Source organism: Streptomyces sp. 378, assembly GCF_030124145.1.
GTDB lineage: Bacteria > Actinomycetota > Actinomycetes > Streptomycetales > Streptomycetaceae > Streptomyces.
On sequence record NZ_JASKMS010000021.1, the window covers coordinates 53322 to 74917 of the forward strand.

At 73.4% G+C, this 21596-nt stretch carries 21 protein-coding genes; 10 read left to right on the plus strand and 11 right to left on the minus strand.

The genetic code is table 11. The annotated features are described in order from the left end of the window. Positions 1-262 precede the first annotated feature (262 nt). Positions 263-1384 carry an ROK family protein gene (locus QNO09_RS25950; protein ID WP_283972658.1) on the minus strand — a complete coding sequence of 374 codons (1122 nt, stop codon included), beginning with the start codon at positions 1382-1384 and terminating at the stop codon, positions 263-265. 241 nt (positions 1385-1625) lie between these two features. Between QNO09_RS25950 and QNO09_RS25955 the strand changes: the two genes are divergently transcribed. The 3 genes from QNO09_RS25955 to QNO09_RS25965 all read left to right on the plus strand — a co-directional run bounded on the left by QNO09_RS25955 (position 1626) and on the right by QNO09_RS25965 (position 6357). Beyond that, the gene (locus QNO09_RS25955) at positions 1626-2525 is read left to right on the plus strand and encodes an N-acetylglucosamine kinase (RefSeq protein WP_283972659.1); all 900 of its coding nucleotides are present in this window, start codon (positions 1626-1628) and stop codon (positions 2523-2525) included. Between the two features lie 211 nt (positions 2526-2736). Then, on the plus strand, positions 2737-4656 hold the full coding sequence (locus QNO09_RS25960) for a phosphatase PAP2 family protein (protein WP_283972660.1): 1920 nt from the start codon (positions 2737-2739) through the stop codon (positions 4654-4656). A 36-nt stretch (positions 4657-4692) separates the two neighbouring features. Continuing rightward, entirely contained in the window at positions 4693-6357 is a 1665-nt protein-coding gene (locus QNO09_RS25965; RefSeq protein WP_502962344.1) for a phospholipid carrier-dependent glycosyltransferase, read from the plus strand. Between the two features lie 19 nt (positions 6358-6376). Here the strand turns inward: QNO09_RS25965 and QNO09_RS25970 are convergent, their stop codons facing one another. Together QNO09_RS25970 and QNO09_RS25975 are read right to left on the minus strand one after the other, a co-directional pair. Then, positions 6377-6778 (minus strand): DUF3662 domain-containing protein, encoded by a 402-nt coding sequence (locus tag QNO09_RS25970; protein ID WP_283972661.1) that lies wholly within the window; start codon positions 6776-6778, stop codon positions 6377-6379. 53 nt (positions 6779-6831) lie between these two features. Continuing rightward, the gene (locus QNO09_RS25975) at positions 6832-6993 is read right to left on the minus strand and encodes a hypothetical protein (protein WP_283972662.1); all 162 of its coding nucleotides are present in this window, start codon (positions 6991-6993) and stop codon (positions 6832-6834) included. Positions 6994-7147: 154 nt separating this feature from the next. Between QNO09_RS25975 and QNO09_RS25980 the strand changes: the two genes are divergently transcribed. From QNO09_RS25980 to QNO09_RS25990, 3 genes are all read left to right on the plus strand, one after another. After that, on the plus strand, positions 7148-8065 hold the full coding sequence (locus QNO09_RS25980) for a MurR/RpiR family transcriptional regulator (RefSeq protein WP_283972663.1): 918 nt from the start codon (positions 7148-7150) through the stop codon (positions 8063-8065). A 264-nt stretch (positions 8066-8329) separates the two neighbouring features. Continuing rightward, the gene (locus QNO09_RS25985; RefSeq protein ID WP_283972758.1) at positions 8330-8704 is read left to right on the plus strand and encodes a hypothetical protein; all 375 of its coding nucleotides are present in this window, start codon (positions 8330-8332) and stop codon (positions 8702-8704) included. Between the two features lie 274 nt (positions 8705-8978). Beyond that, positions 8979-11381: a SpoIIE family protein phosphatase gene (locus tag QNO09_RS25990; protein WP_502962345.1), complete on the plus strand. Its 2403-nt coding sequence runs from the start codon at positions 8979-8981 to the stop codon at positions 11379-11381. Between the two features lie 392 nt (positions 11382-11773). Here QNO09_RS25990 and QNO09_RS25995 read toward each other — a convergent pair whose 3' ends face one another. Both QNO09_RS25995 and QNO09_RS26000 read right to left on the minus strand, forming a co-directional pair. After that, the gene (locus QNO09_RS25995) at positions 11774-12262 is read right to left on the minus strand and encodes a flavin reductase family protein (protein ID WP_283972665.1); all 489 of its coding nucleotides are present in this window, start codon (positions 12260-12262) and stop codon (positions 11774-11776) included. Between the two features lie 9 nt (positions 12263-12271). Then, positions 12272-12958, minus strand: coding sequence for a peptidoglycan-binding domain-containing protein (locus tag QNO09_RS26000; protein WP_283972666.1), 687 nt, complete (start codon positions 12956-12958; stop codon positions 12272-12274). Positions 12959-13178: 220 nt separating this feature from the next. On the opposite strand from QNO09_RS26000, the gene QNO09_RS26005 reads away from it, so the two are divergent. Both QNO09_RS26005 and QNO09_RS26010 read left to right on the plus strand, forming a co-directional pair. After that, entirely contained in the window at positions 13179-13847 is a 669-nt protein-coding gene (locus tag QNO09_RS26005) for a TetR family transcriptional regulator (protein WP_451521724.1), read from the plus strand. Positions 13848-13998: 151 nt separating this feature from the next. Then, positions 13999-14409 carry a Zn-ribbon domain-containing OB-fold protein gene (locus QNO09_RS26010; protein ID WP_283972668.1) on the plus strand — a complete coding sequence of 137 codons (411 nt, stop codon included), beginning with the start codon at positions 13999-14001 and terminating at the stop codon, positions 14407-14409. A gap of 7 nt (positions 14410-14416) precedes the next feature. On the opposite strand, the gene QNO09_RS26015 is transcribed toward QNO09_RS26010, so the two are convergent. From QNO09_RS26015 to QNO09_RS26025, 3 genes are all read right to left on the minus strand, one after another. Then, entirely contained in the window at positions 14417-14980 is a 564-nt protein-coding gene (locus QNO09_RS26015; protein WP_283972669.1) for a Gfo/Idh/MocA family oxidoreductase, read from the minus strand. A gap of 64 nt (positions 14981-15044) precedes the next feature. Next, the gene (locus QNO09_RS26020; RefSeq protein ID WP_283972670.1) at positions 15045-15425 is read right to left on the minus strand and encodes a PPOX class F420-dependent oxidoreductase; all 381 of its coding nucleotides are present in this window, start codon (positions 15423-15425) and stop codon (positions 15045-15047) included. A gap of 30 nt (positions 15426-15455) precedes the next feature. Then, complete coding sequence (locus QNO09_RS26025; RefSeq protein WP_283972671.1) at positions 15456-16634, minus strand: MalY/PatB family protein; 1179 nt, start codon at positions 16632-16634, stop codon at positions 15456-15458. 24 nt (positions 16635-16658) lie between these two features. Between QNO09_RS26025 and QNO09_RS26030 the strand changes: the two genes are divergently transcribed. Together QNO09_RS26030 and QNO09_RS26035 are read left to right on the plus strand one after the other, a co-directional pair. Next, the gene (locus QNO09_RS26030) at positions 16659-17648 is read left to right on the plus strand and encodes a hypothetical protein (RefSeq protein ID WP_283972672.1); all 990 of its coding nucleotides are present in this window, start codon (positions 16659-16661) and stop codon (positions 17646-17648) included. 122 nt (positions 17649-17770) lie between these two features. Beyond that, positions 17771-19117: a S1 family peptidase gene (locus tag QNO09_RS26035; RefSeq protein WP_283972673.1), complete on the plus strand. Its 1347-nt coding sequence runs from the start codon at positions 17771-17773 to the stop codon at positions 19115-19117. Between the two features lie 34 nt (positions 19118-19151). Here QNO09_RS26035 and QNO09_RS26040 read toward each other — a convergent pair whose 3' ends face one another. The 3 genes from QNO09_RS26040 to QNO09_RS26050 form a co-directional block, all read right to left on the minus strand. Continuing rightward, complete coding sequence (locus tag QNO09_RS26040) at positions 19152-19976, minus strand: EamA family transporter (RefSeq protein WP_283972674.1); 825 nt, start codon at positions 19974-19976, stop codon at positions 19152-19154. Between the two features lie 64 nt (positions 19977-20040). Continuing rightward, on the minus strand, positions 20041-20199 hold the full coding sequence (locus QNO09_RS26045; RefSeq protein ID WP_180989589.1) for a hypothetical protein: 159 nt from the start codon (positions 20197-20199) through the stop codon (positions 20041-20043). A 164-nt stretch (positions 20200-20363) separates the two neighbouring features. Further along, the gene (locus tag QNO09_RS26050) at positions 20364-21524 is read right to left on the minus strand and encodes an ROK family transcriptional regulator (protein ID WP_283972675.1); all 1161 of its coding nucleotides are present in this window, start codon (positions 21522-21524) and stop codon (positions 20364-20366) included. Between the last annotated feature and the right edge of the window lie 72 nt (positions 21525-21596).

Consider the following 21596-nt stretch of genomic DNA (forward strand, 5'->3'; position numbering starts at 1 on the left):
TTCGTCGTAGCGGAAGAAGCACGGCGCCAGCCGAGGCGGCACAGGTGCGTTTCACGGGAGATTTCGCTTTCCGGGGGCACGGCCTCGCCCGGCCGCGTCGTCCTGACGGGTGGGGTCCCCGGCCATGACGGCCGACGTCGCACAAGCACGCCCTCGTGCGGCTGCCGTACTTCGCGTACGAGCGGGAGGCTCACCCGGAGTCGGCGTCCCGGCCAACTCAGAAAGCGCTTGTCCGGACATTGGCAGACCGATGGCGCACCCGTCAATGCTTCGCCCGCACAGCTCCGGTCACGGTTTGAATTCCATGGGCGACGGCGAGCCTGCTGGCGCCCGCCACGGTGCCGGTGTCGCCCACCACACTGCTGACCACCTCTGTGGGCCAGCTCAGCCGGGCCAGCTCGGCCCGCACTCCCGGCAGGAGCTGCGGGTCCGCGCCGGTGCCGCCACCGAGGACGATCAGGCCGGGGTCCAGCACGGCGGCGACGGCGGCGGCCAGCCGGCCCACGTCGGCGGCGTGCGCGTCGATCACCGACCGGGCCGTGGCGTGCCCCTGCCCGGCCAGGGCGAGGAGCCGCTCGGCGGTGCGCGGGCGGGGCCCGTCGGCCTCCTGCCAGGCATCGGCCGCCCGGCGCAGCAGCGTGCGCGAGCCCATGCGCTGCTCCAGGCCCTCGTGGCGCGGAGCGCGGCTCTCGTCCCAGGGGTAGGGCAGGCGGGCCACCTCACCGGCGGCGCCGTTCGCGCCCCGCAGCACCCGGCCGCCGATGACGACGGCGAGACCGATGCCGACGCCGATGCGCAGGTAGCCGAAGGTGTCACGGCCGACGGCGGCGCCTTCGTGCAGTTCGGCGAGGGCGGCGCAGTTGACGTTGTTCTCCAGGTGGACGGGCACACCCTCGGGCAGCGCGACGGCCATGGCGTCGAAGACCGGGCCGGCCTTGGCGGTCGCCGGGCGCTCCCCGGCACCCTCGTCGTCCCGGGTGGTGACGTCGCCGACGGCGACGACGACGGCCCGCAGCGGGGCCCCGGCGGGCAGCGCGTCGAGCACCCCGGCGACGGTGCCCGCCGCCTCGGATCGGGATCCGGTGTCCTCGGCGAGCAGCGTGCCGTCCAGCGCGCACCCGCGCACCCGCGTCTTGGCGGGCCCCAGATCGACCGCGAGCACGGCCCCGGCGGCCGGGCCGAGCCGGTAGACGGCGGCGCTGCGGCCGGTGCCGCCGGAGGCCCGCCCGGAGTGAGCGGCGAGGTCCGCGGCCTCGAGCTCGGCCACGGCGGTGGAGACGGTCGGCTTGGAAAGGCCCGCACCGGCCGCCAGCTGGGGGCGGGTGGCCGTTCCCGTCCCCGCCAGTACGTCGAACACCACACGGGCACTCTCACTCAGGTGCATGGTCTCCCCAGGTCGTGCTGCGGCCGAGCAGGCGGCCGCGAAGGTCGCGCGGCACCGGGAATTCCGTGCCTCTTGACGCGCACCCTACTTCGTTAGTTAACTTCCTAACGAACTTCACGGTACTCGCCTGCCGTGCTCGACAGAAGCCCGTCCCGGGGCTTCCCGACCTCTTCAACTGCCGTGGTCCGACGTGCGGTTCGCCTGCCGTTCGCCGTGTCCGCGCAACGACGAAAGAGGACCCGTGCAGGACTCCACGCCTTACGCGGTCGGTATCGACGTGGGCGGCACCAAGACGCATCTGCGCGCCTTCGCGGACGGCGAGGACCTCGTCGACCGCGTCCGCAGCAGTACCGGATGGCGGCCGCACGACTCCGGGGCCGCCGCCGACTGGCTGGCCGCTCTGGTCGCCGACGCCCTGCCTCCCGACGTACGGCCGTCCGCGCTCGCCGTGGGCGGCCACGCCTGTGAGACACCACGCCAGTGCGCGGGGATCCGGGCCGCGCTTCAGGAGCGGCTGGGGGTCCCCGCCCTGGTCGTGGGCGACGCCGAGCTGCTCGTGCCCGCCGCGGGGCTGGACAAGGGCGTCGGCCTGGTCGCCGGCACCGGTTCGGTCGCCGTGGGGCGACTGTCCGACGGTGCTCCGGTCCAGGTCGGCGGCTGGGGCGCGGTACTCGGCGACGAGGGCGGCGCGGCCGGCCTGGTCCGTGAGGCCGCACGGGCCGTCTGGGCCGCGCACGACCGCGGGGAGGAGCCCGACGCCCTGGCGAGCGGGCTGGTCGCCGCGTTCGGGGTGGCCGAGGTGCCCGCGCTCGGAGCCGCCCTGGAGGCCGCCGTCGACGTCTCCGCGGAGTGGGGCCGCCGCTCCCCCGCCGTGTTCGCCGCCGCAGCGGCGGGCTCACCGCTCGCCCGGGCCGTGATCGCCGAGGGCGGACGGGCGCTCGCCGGGCTGGTCGTACGGCTGGCCGCACGCGGCGTCCCGGTGGACGACGTGGTGGTGGCGGGCGGCACCGTGCTCGCCCAGCCCGCCCTGTACGAGGCGTTCACCGCCGCGCTCGCCGAGTCCCTGCCCGGGGCCCGGCCGCAGCCGTTGCGCGTGCCGCCGGTCGAGGGCGCGCTGGCCCTGGCCCGTTCGCTTCTGTGAGCCCGGCCGCCGCCGTTCACCATCCGGACACGGTCTGGTGGCCGAACCCTCGCCGAAGGGTCACCACACGGCCGTAGATCTTCGCTCGTACGTACCAGGTGCCACAGAAACCATCAGAAGCAGCACATGCAGATTCCCCGGCCGCAACGGCCGAAGCTCCGTCGCTCCACGCCATGACACCTTCCTCGCAGAATTCCAGAGAGGCACACCCATGCCGTCATCAGCCGGGCACCGCTCCCCCACCACCGTCGACAGGCGGGGCTTCCTCAGGACCTCCCTCGGCGCCTCGGCGGGCCTGATCGCCGCACCCACCGTCGTGTCGTGGCTCGGCGCGGCGGACGCCAAGGCCGCCACGGGCTTGGCCGCGTTCGTCGACGACTACACGTCGAACGTCGTCACGAACCAGACCCCCGAGACCAACGCCGTCGTCCGGATCCTGGGCGGCATGGCGAAGGTGTGGAAGACCGGCGACGCCTGGGACAACGGCCGGGTCCTGGACCGCGAGGTGCTGCGCGCGAACATGCGCTACTGCGCCCGCGTCACCCAGGCCCGCACCGAGGCGCAGGCGAAGGATGCCTTCCTCTACGACCGTCAGCACCAGAGCTACGCCATGATCGGCGGTCTCGGCCCGCTCGCCGGGCTGTACAAGGCGGGCGCCAAGGCGGTCACGTCGATCACCACCGCCCCGGACGGCACTCCCCCCGGGAAGATCAGCGACAGCCTGCCCGCCGACGCCCCGGCCGGGTCCGCCCTCGGGGCCGGCTCGTACGACTCGGACCTCGGCCGGGTGGCCAGGCTGGTGGACACCGTGCGCGGGCCGTTCGCCTCGAGCAACCCGGCCAAGTACACCTTCCAGTACCCGCGCCCGTGGCGGATGAACGAGGACAGCGAGGTCGTCGACACCGGCAGGAAGGACGCCCTCGGCTACCCGGTGTACGACTCGGACGTGGTCGTCGCCCCGCAGTTGCTGCGCCAGCGCTCCGAGAACGCGGAGGAGGACGGCGGTTTCCCCAGCGGCCACACCAACGCCTTCCACCTGGCCGCTCTGGCCCTGGCGTACGCGGTGCCCGAGCGGTTCCAGGAGCTCGTGACGCGGGCGTTCGAGCTCAGCCACACCCGGATCATGGCGGGCATGCACTCCACCGTCGACGTCATCGGCGGCCGGATCATGGCCACCGCCCTGACCGCCGCGGCGCTTGCGGACCCGGCGAACGCGGAGCTCAAGGCCGCGGCCCGCGCCCAGGCCCTCGCCTACTTCACGCAGCGGACCGGTACGACGGCGGACACGCTGTACGACTATGCCCACCCGGGCGCCGGGGACGTCTACGCCGACCGCGAGGCCAACGCCCGTGCGGTGAGGTCCCGGCTGACGTACGTCCTGCCGCGCCGCGGCCGCAAGGACCCGCTCACCTCCGTGCCCAAGGGCGCGGAGGTGCTGCTGGAGACACGGCTGCCGTACCTGACCGCGGCCCAGCGGCGCGAGGTGCTGCGGACGACCGCGCTGCCCTCCGGGTACGTCCTGCTGGACGGCCTCGAGCAGTGGGGCCGGCTCAACCTGTTCGCCGCGGCGGACGGTTACGGCGCCTTCGACCGGGACGTCATCGTGACGCTGGACGCGGCGGCCGGGGGCTTCCACGCGGCCGACAGCTGGCGCAACGACATCGAGGGAGACGGCGGGCTGACCAAGCGCGGCACGGGCACGCTCACGCTCGCGGGCCACAACCGCTACCGCGGCGGGACCGCCGTCGAGGCCGGCACACTGGTCGCCGCCTCGCCGAACGCCCTGGGAGAGGGCGACGTCCGGGTCACGGGCGGCACGCTGCGCGCGGACAAGGTGCTGCGGGTGCGCGGCTCGTACGTCCAGGAGTGCGAGTCCACGCTGGAGTTGCCGCTGCGCCGGAACCACGGCCCGGCGCTCAGGGTGGGCCGACGGGTCCTGCTGGGCCGGGACAGTGTGCTGTCGCTGCGGCTGGACGCCGAGCGGCCGCCGGTCGCGGGGACCACCGTCCCGGTGCTGTCCGCTTCACGGGTGCGCGGCCGGTTCGACCGTGTGGAGCTGGACTCGCAGACGCTGCGGGCCGTGCCCGTCCACACCGCTGACGGTCTGTCGGTACGACTCGTGAGGCGGTAGCGCTTTCCACGGCGGGGGCTGATGCAGAGTGGGTCCATGAGGGACCTCTGGATCGCTCCCGCCGTTCCCCGGCCCGTGTCGCCCTCACCCCCTGCCCGCCCCGCGCGCCGGCCCGTCGGACGGTGGCCGGTGCCGCTCCTGGTGGCCCTGCTGCTCGCCCAGATGGCCTTCGCGATGGTCACGACCGCCGTGCGGCAGACCCCGACGATCGACGAACCGGTGTACGTGGGCGCCGCCGCGCAGTACGTGCGCGAACACCGGCTGCGGCACAACCCCGAGCATCCCCCGCTGGGCAAGCTGGTCATCGGTGCGGGCGTCGCCCTCGCGGATCCGAAGGCCGGCCCTGATGTCGCGGGGGACCAGGGGGAGTCGGGCCGGCAGCTGCTGTACGAGTCGGGCAACGACCCCTGGCGGCTGATGCTGTGGGCCCGACTTCCGGTGATCGCGCTGACTCTGTCGTTCGGGCTGGTGGTGTTCGCCTTCGCCCGGGACCTGGCCGGGCTCGCCGGGGGGTCGGCCGCGCTCGCGCTGTACTGCTTCTCCCCCGACGTCATCGCCCACGGCTCGCTCGCCACGCTGGACGTGCCGGCCGCCGGGTTCGTCCTGACGTCGGCGTGGCTGCTGTGGCGGGCGCGCCGGAGGCCACGGCTGTATGTGCCGCTCGCGGGAGTGGCGTCGGGTGCCGCGTCGGCCACGAAGATGAGTGCGTTGCCCGCTGTGCCGGTGCTGATGGTGCTGGCCGGGGTGTCGGTGTGGCACGCGTCCGCGGGAGGCCGGCGACTTCCGCGGGCGGTCGCCGCCGCGGGCCTGGTGGCCCTGGCCGCGATCGCGCTCGTGTGGGCCACGTATCTGGTGGTCGATCCGCGGTTGCGCTGGACTCCGGAGCAGCATGTGCCGGTGGTGCGCGGACTGCGGGGACTGCTGGTCGGGGCGATGCCGTTCCCGGAGGCCTACCGCGACGGGATGCGCGTGCAGTTCGGTCTGGAGAACCGGCCCTGGCAGGGCTTTCTGTTCGGGCGACGCTACGACGGCTCGCTCTGGTACTACCTGCCGGCCGCGCTGCTGGTGAAGACCCCGCTGGGGGTGCTCGCGCTGTGGGCCGGGGGCGCCGGGGCGGTCGTCGCGGTCCGACGGCTGCGGCCCGCCGCACCGTATGTGCTGGCGGCTCCGCTGGTGCTGCTGGTGGCGGCCATGCAGGCGGCGCGGGACCTGGGGACCCGGTACGCCGTGTTCCTGCCGCTGTTCCTGGCGGTCGCGGCGGGCTGCGCGCTGGTGGTGCGGCGGCGGTGGGTGTCCGTGGGAGTGGCCGTGCTGGTGGCGTTCACCGCCGTCGGTTCGGTCCGGGCGTACCCCTACTATCTGCCGTACTCCAATGAGGCGTTCGGGGGGCCGGGCAGGACCCGGGAGTGGTTGCACGACTCGAACGTGGACTGGGGGCAGGATCTGGGGCGGCTCGCGGAGCGGCTCCGCGACCGGTACCCGGGTGAGCGGGTGTGGCTCGTGTACAAGGGCAGCGGGGTGCCGTCCTTCTACGGCATCCGCGCCTCGGACCCCCTGCGGGTGCCGGTGCGTGAGGTGCGCGGGCTGCTGGTCGTGTCCGATTCGGCCGCCGCGAAGGCCACGGGGCGGCTGGCCGGGTTGCTCCGCGGCAGCCGCCCCGTCGACGATGTCGGGCACTCGATCACGGTGTATCGCCGGTGAGTGCGCGAGGACGCGTGGATCAGTGGGTCGCGTGGAAGAACCCGTCCGCGCTGACATACCGCATGACCCGGCCTGCCACCCGGTAACGGCCGTTGGGCACGTCGGTGCACCTCGCCACGTGGACCGCCAGCGGCCCGGCGAACTCGTAGCCGCGGCGTTCGGCGTGCCGGGACAGGCTGTCGGTGAGGACCTGACCCACGTCCGTGCCGGTGCGGGTCAGGCAGTCGTGCACGTCGTCGGGCAGTTCCACGTCGTAGGCGTTGGGGACCATGACGCGGCCCTCACCGCACACGACGGCGTTGTCGTCGCACTCGCGTCGCAGCGCGTCGAGGATCTCGACCGGTTCCTTGTCCAGGAGCCGCGCCCACAGCGCGTCCCATCGGTTCTCCAGGGCCTGTTCCAGCGCACTCAGCGCACCCATGCCGTCTCTCCTGCCGGGAACGTCGTCGGTCGGGTCGGGATGCCGGGGATGCCCTACCGGTCGTCGTAGTCATCAGGGCGGACCTCGGCCTCCTCCAGGGCCTCGCGCATCGTGCGGCCGGTCCCGCCCTGCGCCCGGGAGCGGTCCTCGTCGCGGTGTTCCAGCAGCTCGTCGGTGGTCTTCGTCTTGGGCCGGTTCTCCTCGGGGACGGTCATTCGCTGACTCCTCTCGTGATCGTGTGCGGCGGCGGGTTCCCGCCCGGCGTACGGGTAACCCCGTGCGGGGCAGCTCATGCGCCCGGAAGAAGCCCTGGTCACCACGGTGCGTGAGCTATGTTGAACGTCCGTGGGAGACGAAGGAGGCGCACCGGTGCCATCGCCGCAGCAGGCACGCGCACAGGCATCCGCGATCACCTCGGGGAAGGCCGCCCCCGAAGCGGAGGTCTCCCCGTCCGCCCAGCTCCGGGCACTGTTCGACCGGCCCCGGCTGTCCCCCGGGCAGCGCCGTATCGCGCAGTACCTGATCGAGCACATCACCGAGGCGGCGTTCCTGTCGATCACGGATCTCGCGGACCGGGTCGGTGTCAGCCAGCCCTCGGTGACACGGTTCGCCTCGGCGGTCGGCTTCAGCGGATACCCGGCGCTGCGGGAGAAGCTCCAGTCGATCGCGCTGGGCACCCTCGCCGTCGGTGCGGCAGACGACAACCGGGGCAACGAACTGCAGGCGGCCGTCGACGCCGAGATCGAGAACCTGGAGAACCTGCGGCGCGACCTCGCCGACCCGAACGTGGTCATCGACGTCGGCCGCAAGCTCTCCTCGTCGGCCCCCCTGACGGTCCTCGGCCTGCGCATCTCCGTTTCCCTGGCGGAGTACTTCGCCTACGCCGCCCGCCGGATCCATCCGGACGTCCGGCTGGTGACGCGGGGCGGCAGCGTCGCCTACGACGCGCTGCTGCAATCGCGTGAGGCCGGCGGTACGTGGGTGCTGGCGTTCTCCATGCCCCGGCACGCCCAGGAGACCCTGACGGCCGTGCGGGTCGCGCGGGGCGCCGGGCTCAAGGTCGTCCTGATCACCGACCTGGCGCTCGGGCCGCTCGCGGACGAGGCGGACGTCGTCTTCGCCCTGGGGACGGGTTCGCGACTGGTCTTCGACTCCTACGCGGCTCCGGGCGTGATGTGCTCGGCGCTGCTGCAGGCCATGACGGACGCGGATCCGGAGCGGACGCAGGCCCGGCTGGAGGAGTACGAGCAGGTCGCCGACCAGCACCAGTTCTTCCTCCGGGACTGAAGGGCACGTCGCGATCCCAACAGGGGACCATCCGCAACAAAGCGCGCATGAATGTTTTCATGCTCCTTGCAAACCGATTGGCATATATAAATACTGCTCACGGATCGCGACCCGGTTGTCCCGGATCCGTTCCGCACCCGTGGAGCCGGGTCCTACCCACTCCGGCGTCCCGGGTGTTCGTGGCGGCCCCGGTCATCCCCTAGGCCGGGGCCGCCCCGACTCGTCGTCCACCCTCGCGACGCCGCACACCCGAGAGCGATGAACATGCCCCTGACGACCACGCGCATCAGCCCGGACTGGCCCTGCCAGGTCAAGATGCCAGGCAGCTACGACTGGGAGCGCTCGGCGGCCAAGTGGCTGCGCGAGCTGGTGCCCACGCGCTACGCCGGATACCCGGTGTTCATCCGGCACCCCGTCCTCCTCGCGCGGCATGCCCAGATCCAGGTCCAGCACGAGATCCGGGTCGCCCGCACCGCCCTCCAGACCGCCCGCGCCGACCTGCCCGGACTCGGCCTGCACGAGGGCGTCATCGAGCACACGATCAAGCTGTACGCGGCCGAGGTCATGCAGCTCCAGCACATCGCGCGCAGCGTCCGGGCGGTCACCCAGGCCCTGGTGGAGGCGAACCGCCAGCCCTGACGGAAGTCCGGCGCGGCGAACCCCACACCACCCCGGCCGGCCGCTGCCACTGCGGGCGCCGTCTTCCCGACGGTCCCGCTACCGGTGCCGACCTACCCGGTGGTGCCGGGGGCTCAGCCGGCTGCCGCGGCTGTGGCCGTATCCGCACGCTGGAACCGCACGGCCGCGGACGGCGCCACGAGGTCCATGTGGCCGACGGGGTGCCTGAGGCGGGCGATCAATGCCTGCGCACAAGGCGTTCTTCCCCTCGGGCCAGGTGTGCAATGCTCAACGCGTGACGAGCGAGCCCGTGACGCCGGCGCAGCCCGGTGGCGCACCGGACCTGGCCGAACTGGCCAAGATCGTCGCCCGGCAGCGCGCCGAACTGGACCGGCTGCGCGACCAGGCGGCCACCTCGGCTGTCGTGGAACGCGCCAAGGGCGCGGTGATGGCGCTGACCGGCTGTACCGCCGACGCGGCGGGCGAACAGTTGCTCCAGCGGGCCAAGGCCGCCCGTCACACCCTGCTGGAGGAGTGCTGGATCACGCTGGGCGGTCTCGCTCCGGCGCCGGCCGGCCGGAGCGGCGCGCGCGAGGCGGTCGACATCGGGGGTCCCGGTTCCGAGGCGACCGCGCTGGAGCAGTCGGCCGTGCCGGACGACGTCACCGCCGCTCTGGCCCGCCTCGGCAAGGCCCTCGTTCGGGTGATGACACCGCACGACCTCGCCCGGTGTCTGCTGGAGCATCTCGGCCCCGACATGTCGGCGGACGCGGTCCTGATCTACGCGCGCAGGCCCGACGGCGGCCTCGGACTGATCGGTCACGCGGGTGTCGACGACACCCTCGCGGCCCAGTGGGGCCAGGTGCCGCCGCTGAGCGGCATGGCCGCGCTGGACGCGCTGCGAGCGGGCGAGCCGCGCTGGCTGGAGGACTTCGCCGCGGACGAGCGGCGGTACCTGCTCATCGGCGACCCTTCCGACCGGTGGCGGTCGCGTGCCTGGCTTCCGGTACTCACCGCGGGCCCGGCCGTGCCCGAGGTCTGCATCGGCGTACTGCGCGGCCGTGCCGGGGCGTTCACCGCGCGTGACCGCGCCCATCTGCGGGGCGTCACCAGGCTGTGCGCCGGCCGGTTGCGCGCCTTCGACGCCCCGCCCGAACGGAGCGCCGACGCCGAAACGGACGCGGTGCAGGCGCTGTTCGAGGCGCTGCCGGTCGCGGCGATGCTGCTCACGCCGCTGCGGGCCGCGACGGGTGAGGTCGAGGACTTCCGGGTGCAGGCCGCGACCGACCAGGTGGGCGATCTGCTGGGCCGGACCGGTGAGGAACCGGCAGGGCGGCGGCTACTGGAACTGCGGCCGGCCCTGGCCGCCGAGCCGCTGTGGCGGGGCTGCCTCCGGGTGCTGGCCACCGGGCAGGCGTACGAGGGCGAGCCGTTCGCGCACGAAGAGGTCGTGGCGGGCGTCGCCGAGCTGTCGCTGTACACGGCCCGGGCCGCGCCGCTGGGCGACGCCCTCGTCGTCTCGTGGATCCGGCACGGTTCCTCCGACCGGCAGGAGCAGCGGCTGGCGGACCTGCAGCGGCTGGGCAATCTCGGCTGGGCGAACTGGAACCTGGTCACACAGGAGGCCTCCTGGTCGACCCAGGTGTTCTCCCTCGTCGGCCGGGATCCCGCGCACGGTCCGGTGGGCCTCTCCCAGGTGCCGGAGCTCGCGTTGCCGGAGGACACACCCGCGCTGACCCGCGCCGTCGACGAACTCCTCCACCAGGGGCGTCCGTTCGACGTGCCGTTCCGGATCCGGACCAGCGGCGGCATCCGGCATCTGCGGTTGGCGGCCGAGGCGGTGGCCGACCGGCACGGCACGCCCGTCGAGGTGCACGGCTTCGTACAGGACATGACCGCCCGGCGGCGGGCGGAGCTGGCGCTGGTCGAGAGCGAGCGGGCGATCCTGACGCAGCACGACGTGCTCCAGGCCGAGCGGACCCTGGCCTCCCGGCTCCAGCACGCGCTGCTGCCGTTGGCCAACCGGCCCGTGCACCTGGCCGGGCTGCGCGTCGAGGTCGCCTATCTGCCGGCCCAGTCGGGGGTGCACGTCGGCGGTGACTGGTTCAGTGCCATCGAACTGCCCGACGGGGACGCGCTGCTGGTGGTCGGCGACGTCGCCGGGCACGGGGTCGACGCCGTGGCCACGATGGCCCAGCTCCGGTTCACCGCGAAGGGCATGGTCATCACGGGCTCGTCGCTGACCGGCGCGCTCGCCCGGCTGAACACGCTGCTGCTGCACTCGCGCGACTCCCACGCCAGCGCCACGATGGTGCTGGCCCGCTACAACCCCCGCCGCGGGCGCCTGGTCTGGGCCCAGGCGGGTCATCCCCCGCCGCTGCTGCTGCGCGACGGCGAGGCGCGGTATCTGCGGCGCCCCGCCGGCATGCTGCTCGGGGCGACCGCCACGTCGGTCTACCAGGAGGCGGAGTGCCGTCTCGACCCGGGCGACCGGCTCATCCTCTACACCGACGGCCTGGTCGAGCACCCCCCGGACAGCATCGACCGGGGTCTGGAGCGGCTCGCCGAGGCGGTGGCGGCTCCGCACGGCGACGGGCCCGGATCGCTGGGGCCGCTGCTCGCGCGGATGCTGCCGGACGAGCGGCGGGACGACGTGTGCGTAGTGGATGTCCGGGTCCCCGGGGGTCAGGACCAGTAGGGCGCAGGGTCGGTGGAGCAGGGCCGGTAGGGGCAGGGTCGGTGGAGCAGGGCCGGTAGGGGCAGGGTCGGTGGAGCAGGGCCGGTAGGCGCAGGATCGGAGGAGCAGGGCCGGTAGGCGCAGGATCGGAGGAGCAGGGCCGGTAGGGGCAGGGTCGCCTCACGAGTCCCCGCGGTGCCTCCAGTACCACCACAGGCCCACGAGCAGGGCCAGCAGGAAGAAGGTGGGCAGCACCAGACCCGGGATGCGGGAGCCGTTCATGGGCGTGGCCTTCGGTTCGCGGCGGTTCGGGCGCCTCGTTGCGTCGCCCCGGCCCAGGGTGACGTCGGGCGGCCCCGCTGTCCGCTGTTTTCCCCAGCCCTTGCCCTGCGTTCGAGGAACGGGCGGCGGCGTCAGTCGACCGGGTGACCGGGGTGGATGGTGAGGGCGTCGGAAAGGCGCAGCAGCGGCCCGTCACAGTCCTCGTGTCCGCCCCACTCGACCGGGTCGAGGATGAAGCCGATGTGGTCGCCGCCGCCGACTCGCGTCACGGTGCGGCCGACGAACCAGGCCGGCGTGTCCTCCAGAACGAGGGCCCCGCCGTACGCCTCCCGCAGGCGGACATCCTGGAATTTGTCGGTCCGGTCGCCGGTCTGCCCGCCGAACAGCTCGGCGAGGCCGTGCTGTTCGCGGCCGAGCAGGTGCACGGCGAGGACTTCGGCGTTCCGGGCCACCCGGAAGGTGTGGTTGAGCTCGGACAGCCACACCGCGAACCGCACCGGCCGCAGCGAGCACTGCGAGGCGAACCCGACGAGGCAGCCCGCCCGTTCACCGCCCGCGGCGGCCGTGACCACCACCATGTCGGGGTTCAGCCGGTCGATGAACTCGTCCATGCCGGCCATGGTCACACATCAGCCCGTACCCGCAGGAGTGCGGGACTCCAGCGCGGCCCGGGTGTCATCGCCGTAGACGCCGGTCTCGTCGCCGCGGATGCCGTACCAGAGCTGGAAGCGGGCGACCGCCGCGGTGAGGGTGGGGTCGTAGCGGCCGCTGGTCGAGCCGTCCCGGTAGACGTCCGGGACGCGCAGGAGGCGCTGCTGGAGTTCGGTCACCTCGGGGCCGCTCGCGCCCTCGCGCAGGGTGCCCGCGCCGTCGGGGTCCACGGCTGCCGTGGCGGGCGGTGTGGGGGTGGGGTCAGGCGTGGGGGCGGCGGAGCGGGGCGGGTGGGGCGCGGGCGCCGCGCCGGCGTCGTCGGGCTCGCCGCGGAGCAGGAGTGCGCCGCCGAAGCCGATCACGGCGGCGGCGAGGACGGCCACCGCGACGGCGGCGCGGCGCAGTCCGGCCCCCGGCGATGCGGCGTCCGTACGCGGGCGGGTCGCGCGGGCGACGGGCGGGAGTTCCCGGGTCAGGGCCTCGGAACCGGCCGGCGGTCTCCCCGGGAGCGCTACGGACTCGTAGCCGCTGTCGTCCTGGCCGGTGTCCTCGCGGAACTCCCGCATCAGTTCCGCGAGGGCGTCGGTGCGGCGGGGCCGCAGGACGCGGATGGGTTCGAGGGCCGGGCCGTCGTGCGGCGGCCGGGGCTCGGACGGTGTCGACACGCTGCTCTCCTTCGTCCGGGCCCAGGGCGCCCGGCTTCGAGGATCGTCCTGCCGCTAGATACGCGGCTTCCCCGCCTCCGGTTCAGAGGCCGATCGGCCCGGCGAGCAGAGCACTCAGTACCTCCCCAGGAGTGCACTGAGTGCCATGAAGGGTCTTATGAGTGCTACGTTCCCGCTCATGAGCTCCGAGAAGGCCGACGCCGGCGCCGGAAAACCGCCCATGCGGGACGCCCTGGTGGCGGCGGCCTTCCAGCTGTTCCTGGAGCGGGGGTACGAGCAGACCACCGTCGACGACATCGTGGCCCTCGCCGGTGTCGGACGGCGCTCGTTCTTCCGCTACTTCCCCTCCAAGGAGGACGTGGTCTTCCCGGACCACGAGCGGTGCCTGGCCGACATGACGGCCTTCCTCGCCGACGGCTCCGACGACGACGAACCCGTGGGACGGGTCTGCGACGCGGCCCGGCTGGTACTGCGGATGTACGCCGAGAACCCGACGTTCTCGGTGCAGCGCTACCGCCTCACCAAGCGGGTGCCCGGGCTGCGCGCCTATGAGCTGTCGGTGGTGTGGCGCTACGAGCGGGCCCTGGCCGAGTACCTGCGCCGGCGCTTCGCCGCCCGCCGGGACGGCACCCTGCAGGCCGACGTGATCGCGGCGGCGGTCGTCGCGGCCCACAACAACGCGCTGCGCTCCTGGCTGCGCTCGGACGGGCAGGGCGAGGCGAGCGCGGCGGTCGACCACGCGATGGCCTTGGTGCAGTCGGCGTTCGGCGGCGAGCCGGTGCCGCCGTCCGTGGAGCAGCCGGAGGACGTGGTGGTCGTCGTGTCACGGCGCGGGGCGCCCCTGTGGCGGGTCGTGCAGGAGATCGAGACGGCGCTGGGGCGGGACTGAGACCCCGCACATTGAGGGTACGGAGTGCCTTTACGAGTGGCACTGAGTGCCATACTCTGTGCTGCGTGCACGGTGGCACGGCGAACCGCGCACACGTGTGCGCGGGTGATCGCGTGCGCGGATTCCGGCCGAGTGCAGGGAGTTGACCAGCGTGTACCACTCAGGAAGCGTCGCTCAGCAGGCAGCCGGCTCCGCGACGGGTCTGCTCGATTCGAGGGCCCGGAACGCGGAGGCCATCCTCTTCCAGCGCTGCACCTGGTGCGGCACCGCCATGTACCACCGGCTGCTGTGCCCGGTCTGCCGGGGCAGCGATCTGCGCACGGAGCGCGCCGAGGGCACGGGCACCGTCCGCCACTCCACGGTGGTGCACCGCAACACCCCGGCCGCACGGAATGTGTCGCAGATCGAGATGGCCGAGGGGTTCGTGGTGCGCGGCCGGGTGATGGGCCCGCCGATCGGCATCCACAGCGGGGACCGGGTACGGCTGTCCACGGCCAAGGACCCGGTACGGGGCGAGCCGGTCTTCCAGCTGCTTGACGAGCCGTACCGGGCGTGGAGCTGAGCCTCCCTCAGCCGGTGATCAGCTCGTCGGTGCGCACCGGCCGGCCCGTCTCGAAACTCCGGTTGGCCGCCAGTCCGACCGCCAGGGCCAGCGCGCCGTCGCGTTCGGTGGCCGTCGGATGGGGGGCGGCGGCCGTGTCCGCCGGGCGGGTGGGGCCGACGGGGCCGAACAGCGCGTCGAGCATGCGCGGATCGCCGCCGCCGTGGGCCTCGTGGGCGACCGCGAGCGGCACGTCCACCGGGGGCCGCCACAGCGGGCGCAGGGTGAGGCGGGCGCCGCCCGTGTGCCCGGCCGCCATGTCCCCGTGCACCGCCCCGGGCGCCGAGGTGACGACGACCTCGTCGATGCCCTCCTCGGTGAGCATGCCGGTGAAGCGGTCCGGCTCCCACGGGGTGGCGGCCGGTGCGCCGGTCGAGGCCAGCAGCCGGTTGTGGAAGGCCATGCGGGTCGGGCTCGGATCGCACAGCGCGGCCACGACATGGCCGGGACGTTCGGCGAGGCCGCGGGTGAACAGCTGGGCCCGGTGGCCGGTGCCGACGACGGCTGCGCGCAGGACGGGAGTTCGGCTCATGGCAGGTGCCCCTTCCCGCGCACGGGGCGTCCACTCCCCCGCGGCCGTGAGCGCTTGCCGGGTGTCAGAGGGTGACGCGGATCCCCACGGTGCCGTCCACGCCCCGGCGCAGCCGACTGCCGAGCAGGGTCAGCCGGCCCGTCAGGCCGTACTTGCGGGCGATCAGTTTCCGGTAGCGGGCGGTGGTGGCCGGGTCGCAGATCTCCGCCGTCGCGGGCACCTGGTCGCCGGTGGGGTTGCCACGCAGGTCGCAGGGGCCCACCAGCACGTCGGCGCGGTTGCGGATCCGCTTCACCTTCCAGGACTCGGCCGACGTCCACGCCCCGAGCGCGTCCCCGTCGCGTACCACCCAGACCGGGGTGGCGACCGGCGTACCGTTCTCGCGGTAGCTGGTGATCAGCAGGTACTTTCCCGCGCCGAGTCGGTCCAGCGTTCTGTCGTCCATGGCGGGAAGTGTATGAGCGCGTCCCCGGTCTCAGCGCAGCGCCGCCGTCATTCTGCCCACCGCCTCCGTGAGCACCTCCGTCGAGGTGGCGAGGTTGAGGCGGACGTGGCCGGTGCCGCCGGTGCCGAAGGGGAGGCCGGAGTTGAGGGCGACGCGGCCGCGGCGCAGGAAGACGTCGGCCGGGTCGTCGCCGAGCCCGAGGGCGCGGCAGTCGAGCCAGGCCAGGTAGGTGGCGTCGCCGGGCCGGTAGCGGATCGCGGGCAGGTGCTCGGCCAGCAGGTCCGCGAGCAGCCGCCGGTTGTCGTCGAGGCCGGCCAGCAGGGCGTCCAGCCAGGTGACGCCGTCGCGCAGGGCGGCGGTGTGGGCGATGACGGCCACGTGACTGGGGCCGTGTCCCACCTCCTCGGGCATCCGGTCCAGGTCGGCGGCGGCCCCGGGCCCGGCGATCGCGAGGGCGGCCTTGAGCCCGGGCAGGTTCCAGCCCTTCGAGGCCGACATCAGGGACAGGCCGCGCTCGGCGCCCGGCACGCTCAGATACGGCACGAAACCGGCTCCGCCGATCACGAGCGGGGCGTGGATCTCGTCGGCGACGACGCGCACCCCATACCGCTCGGCGAGCCCGGCGACGGCGGACAGCTCCTCGGCGGTGTGCACGGTGCCGGTCGGGTTGTGGGGGCTGCACAGCAGGTGGGCGGCGCGGCGCCCACCCGCCACGGCCTGCCGGAAGGCCTCCTCCAGGACATCGAGGTCGATCCGGCCGTCCGTGCCGAGCGGGGCCTCGGCCACCCGCCGGTCCAGGTGCTCCACGAAGGGGTAGAACGGCGGGTACACGGGCGGGTTGACGATCACCGTGTCGCCGGGGCCGGTGACCAGTTTGAGCATCTCGACGACGCCCAGCATGACGTCGGGCACGATCGCGGCGCGCTCCACGGCGAGCCCGTGCCAGCCCCAGCGTTTCCCGGCGAAGGCGGCCAGGGCCTCCGCGTAGGCGGTGCCGGCGGGGTAGCCGGTGTCGCCGAGGTGCAGCGCGTCGGTGACGGCCCGCACGACGGGCTCGGCGAGCGGAACGTCCATCTCGGCCACCCACAGCGGCAGCACGTCCTCGGGATACGTGCGCCACTTCATGCTGGTGCGCCTGCGGAGGCGGTCCAGCGTGAGGGCCTGGAGGGGATTCGGTTCACCGGACGACTCGTGCGGGATCCTGGTCATGGGCACACGATAGGGGGCTGTGCGGTGAGCGGGAATCATGCGGACCGGGAGCGGGGCGGGGCGGCGGGCGCGGTCCTGGAGATCGCGTGCGACGAGTCGGGGTCGGACGGTGAGAACCTCACCGGCGGGAACACGGACGTGTTCGCGCACGCCGGTGTCTCGCTGTCCGTGGCGTCGGCCGCGGCGACGGTGGGAGAGATCCGGGACCGGATCCGGTCACCGGCCGAGGAGTACAAGGCGAACCACCTGTTGCGGGAGAAGCACCGCGCGGTGCTGGACTGGCTGCTCGCGCCGGAGGGGCCGATCCACGGGCAGGCGCGGGTGCACCTCATGGAGAAGAGCTTCTTCGTGGTGGACCGGGCCGTCGGCCTGCTGCTGGGCGACCCGGCCGAGGCGATCGCCCTGTTCCGCGGGGGGCGCCCGGCCTTCGGGGAGGACGGCTGGCGGGCGTTCCTGGAGGCCGCCAACCGACTGCTGCGGGTGCGGCACGACGGGGACCCGGTGGACGCCTTCTACGGCACGGTCGACGCCCTGCGCCGCGCGCATCCGCGGACGGACGCGGCGGGCATCCTGGAGCGGCTCGCCGCGACCCGGCCCCGCGCGGTGTCCTACCGGGACGGGTTGCTGTCCGGGCCGCCTCTGATCCCGCCGCTCAATCCGCTGCTCCCGGCGATCGTGCGGACGGCCGCGCTCTGGAACGGGGACGGACGGCCGCTCCGGCTGGTGCACGACCGGCAGAACATGCTGACGCCGGACCGCATCGCGTGGATCGAGGGGACGGCCCGGCGGGCCGGGATCGGCCTGGCCGGGGTGCGGCTCGTCGTCGCACGCGACGACGCGCGGGTGCAGGTCGCGGACTTCCTCGCCGGGATCGCCCGCAAGATCGCCTCCGACGAGCTGAACGGCCGCGGCGACCCGGCGCTCACCGCCTTGCTGCGGCCCTATGTCGATCCGGACTCGGTGTGGGGAGACGCGCGCAGCGGGGCCCTGCTCGCGGCCCCGGCGGCCGGGTGAGGCCGAAGAGATCACCGGGGCGCTGAACGCGGCGCGGCTCCGCCCCGTATGGGTGAGGGGCACTCAACTCAAGGAGGGCTCCGCGGTGTTCGCACCGTGATGTTCGGGTTCGGGAGCCATGCATGAGGCACGCACGACGACGGGTCGTCCGGCGAGTGACACGGCTGGCGGCCGTCGGCGGACTCCTCCTCGGAGGAGCGATGGTCACCACCGCCGTGGCGAGCGAGCCCCCGGCCCCGTCCATCGGCGTCCCGTTCACCGCGCCGCCGGCGACCGGTGAGGGCACCGACCTGATGTCCCGGCTCGGGAACTCCCGCACGGCCGGCAGCTGGGTGGACTCGGCGGGACGGCCGGTCGTCGCGGTCACCGACGAGAAGGCGGCCGCCGAGGTGCAGCGCGCCGGCGCACGGGCCAAGATGGTCAGCCACAGCATGAGCGACCTCAAGTCCGCCACGGCGGCCCTGCGTTCGGCCCCCAAGGTCTCCGGAACCTCGTGGGCCCTGGACTACAAGAGCAACCAGGTGGTGGTGCGGGGCGACAGCACCGTCTCCGCCTCCGACTGGTCCCGGATGACCGAGGTCGCCGAGGGCATCGGCTCCTTCGTGCGCATGGAGCGCACCGAGGGCACGTTCACGACGCGGATCAACGGCGCGCAGCCCATCCTGTCGACCGCCGGGCGCTGTTCGGCGGGGTTCAACGTGACCGACGGGACGAGCGACTTCATCCTCACGGCCGGCCACTGCGGGCCCGACGGGTCCATCTGGTTCGCCGACGACCGCGGCCGGAGCCAGGTCGGCACGTCACTCAAGGGCAGCTTTCCCGGCGACGACTACTCCCTGGTGAAGTACGACGGCGGCCGCGCGGGCAAGGGCGCGGACATCGTGGCGGTCGGTGACGGCAAGGGTGTGCGGATCACGGGCGTCGCCGATGCGGAGGTCGGGCAGAAGATCTTCCGCAGCGGCAGCACCAGCGGACTGCGCGAGGGAGAGGTGACCGCGCTCAACGCGACGGTCAACTACCCCGAGGGCACCGTCACGGGGCTCATCGAGACGAACGTGTGCGCCGAACCGGGCGACAGCGGGGGCCCGATGTTCGCCGACGGCGTCGCGCTCGGCGTGACGTCGGGCGGCAGCGGCGACTGCAGGGCGGGCGGCACGACGTTCTTCCAGCCGGTGACCAAGGCGCTGACCGAGCTGGGAGTCAAGCTGATCGTGGCCAAGTCGGAAGGCGGCACGGGCGCCGCACCGGCACCGTCGGCCTCACCGGGTGCCGCCTCCCCGGGCTCGACGGCGCCGATCACGGGCACCGACGTGTCGACGCTGCTGAGCCGCCTCACCGACCCGCGCAATGTGGGCCCCGGGATGCTTGTCATCGCGGGCAGCCTGGTCGCCCTGGTGGCGACCCGGTGGATCCGCGCGGAGCAGGACCGCAAGGCGTACCGGCAGCACTACTCGGCCACGTGGGGATGAACGTTCGGCGGCCCGCGGCGGCCGGTTGCTTCCCTCAGCCCAGGGTGAGCAGTACGGTCGCGACGCCCGCCCCCAGCAGCCCCGCCGCCTGACGGCGGCCGATCCGCTCGTGCAGCAGGACCAAGCCCAGCACCACGGGGAGGGCCGGGTAGAGGGAGGCCAGCACCACGGCCACGGCCAGCAACTGCCGCTGGGCGGCGAGCAGATACAGCACGAGGCCGAGGGCGGCCCCGGCCCCGATGAGGACGGACTGCACGCAGCGCACCGGCGGCAGCTTCAGGCGGCGGGCATGACGTGCCACGTCCGGCAGGAGGACGAGGACCGCGGCGACCCGGCCTGCGGCGACGGGCCACAGCCCGCTTGCGGGCCCGGCCTGGCCGAGGGCGAGGTACTGCACGGCCACGCCCAGACTGGCGACGAGCCCGTCCGCCGTTCCCTTTCCCGCACCGGTCCTGCCACCGGCGACGAACCAGAGCGCGGGCACCGTGACGGCGATGCCCAGCCAGGCGACGGCGCCCGGACGGTCGCCGAGGACGAGGACCCCGCAGAGCACCGACAGCGCGACGCCGGTGACGGCGCTCACCGGCACCACGACGCTCATGTCCCCTCGGCTCAGCCCACGGTTGAGGAACCACATGGCCGTGCCGCTGCCGACGCCGGACAGGGCACCCCACAACAGGTCGGCGGGGTGGACGGCGCCGACGGGCAGGAGGAGGGCGGCGGCCACGGCGAGCAGCAGCCCGCCGAACTGGCCGTAGAAGGTGACGGCGGTGTGATGGACGCGCCGGGACAGCACACCGCCCGCGAAGTCCACGATGCCGTAGACGACGGCCGAGGAAAGTGCGAGAAGGGCACCCATCGGATCAGGGGTGCCCCTCGACGAGGGTTCGATGCGGGCCGGGACGAGGTCGGGCCGCGGTCTCCTACTGCGGGGCCGCGGAGGCCCACTCCAGGACGAGCCGCTGGTACTCCTCGCGCTGCTCGACGCTCAGTGTCCCGCCCGACCGGCGCCACAGCGCACGGATCTCCTCGTTGACCTCGTCAGCCGATCGCTCGGATGATGTTTCAACGGTGGTGGACATGCTGTGAAGCATACGGCGCCGGACGTGAAGGCGATGTGAGCCATCGTGAACCAATGGGGCATTTCGGACAGTGTTACTGATCACGTCCATCTCCCGGTAAACGTGAGCCTGTTCACATCCGCCACCTGCGGGTACCTTTCGCCAACGAGCCCGTTCACCGTCGTTCAGGCTTCGGCCGATCCGAGCACCAGCACCTTGATGGCCAACACGGCTGCACCACGGGCCCAGTCGTGGAAGTCCGACACCTTCGTCTCCAGGTCGACCGGGGCGGCCAGCGGATGCCGGTGCTCGCGGACCGTCTCCTCGACCGTCGCGCGGGCCACGTCCATCAGCCCCACCCCCTCCCCCGCGAGCAGGATCCTCTGCGGCATCACGAAGTTGGAGATCTGCGCGACGAGCGTGCCCAGGGCCCGCGCTGCCTCCTCGACGACCCGGGCGGACATCGGGTCCCCGGCCGCGGCCAGGGCGAGGATCTCCTCGTAGGTCCGGTCGCCGCCGGTGGCGGCCCGGATCTGGTAGCGGATGCTGGGGATGGTCAGCAGCGACACGGCGCTGCCCCGCCTGCCGTCCGGGGTGAGCGGGCCGTGGGGGTCCACGATCCAGTGCCGGCCGAAGCCCCGGTCCTCCTCCGCGAAGGGCACCCGCTTGCCGCCCAGGACGAGCCCGTAGCCGAGGCCGGCGCCGATGGTGAGGACGGCGAAGCGGTCCAGGCCCCGCCCGGCACCGAACCAGGTCTCCGCCTCGACCAGGGCGGCGACGTCGTTCTCGACGACCACCGGCAGCCCGGTGCGCTCCGCCACCAGGTCGGCCAGGGGGACGTCGCGCCACAGCAGGAAGGGGGACTCGCCCACCACGGCACGGTCCTGGACGAAGCCGCCGACCCCGATGCCGATCCCGGCGGGCCGGGGGTGGTCCTGGGCGAGTTCGGCGGTCATCTCGGCCAGCACGTCGGCGACTTCGGCGGGGTCGTGGGTGGTGAGCGGGCGGTCGTGGCGGGCGACGATGTGGCTCCGCAGGGTGGTGACCACGCCGTAGACCGTGTCCTCGGTGATCTTGAAGCCGAGGAAGAAGTCCGAGTCGGCGACGACGTCCAGCGGCTGGGAGGGGCGGCCCTGCCGCGCCTCCGCGGGCACCCCGGCCTCGGGTACCTCGACCAGCAGGCCCGACTCGATCAGCGGCTTGGTGAGCCGGGTGAGACTGCCGGCCGACAGGCCCAGCCTGCGGGCGAGTTCCGTGCGCGACAGCGGGCCGTGGACGAGCACCTCGATCGCCACGGAGCGCTCCCCCGGGCTCAGCGGCAACCAGTCGGCGGTGCCTTCGGTCATGTACGTCCGACTCCCCTCAGCCTTTTTTTCGCACTGAAACCAACATGACCACTCTAGATTGATGACGGTTCC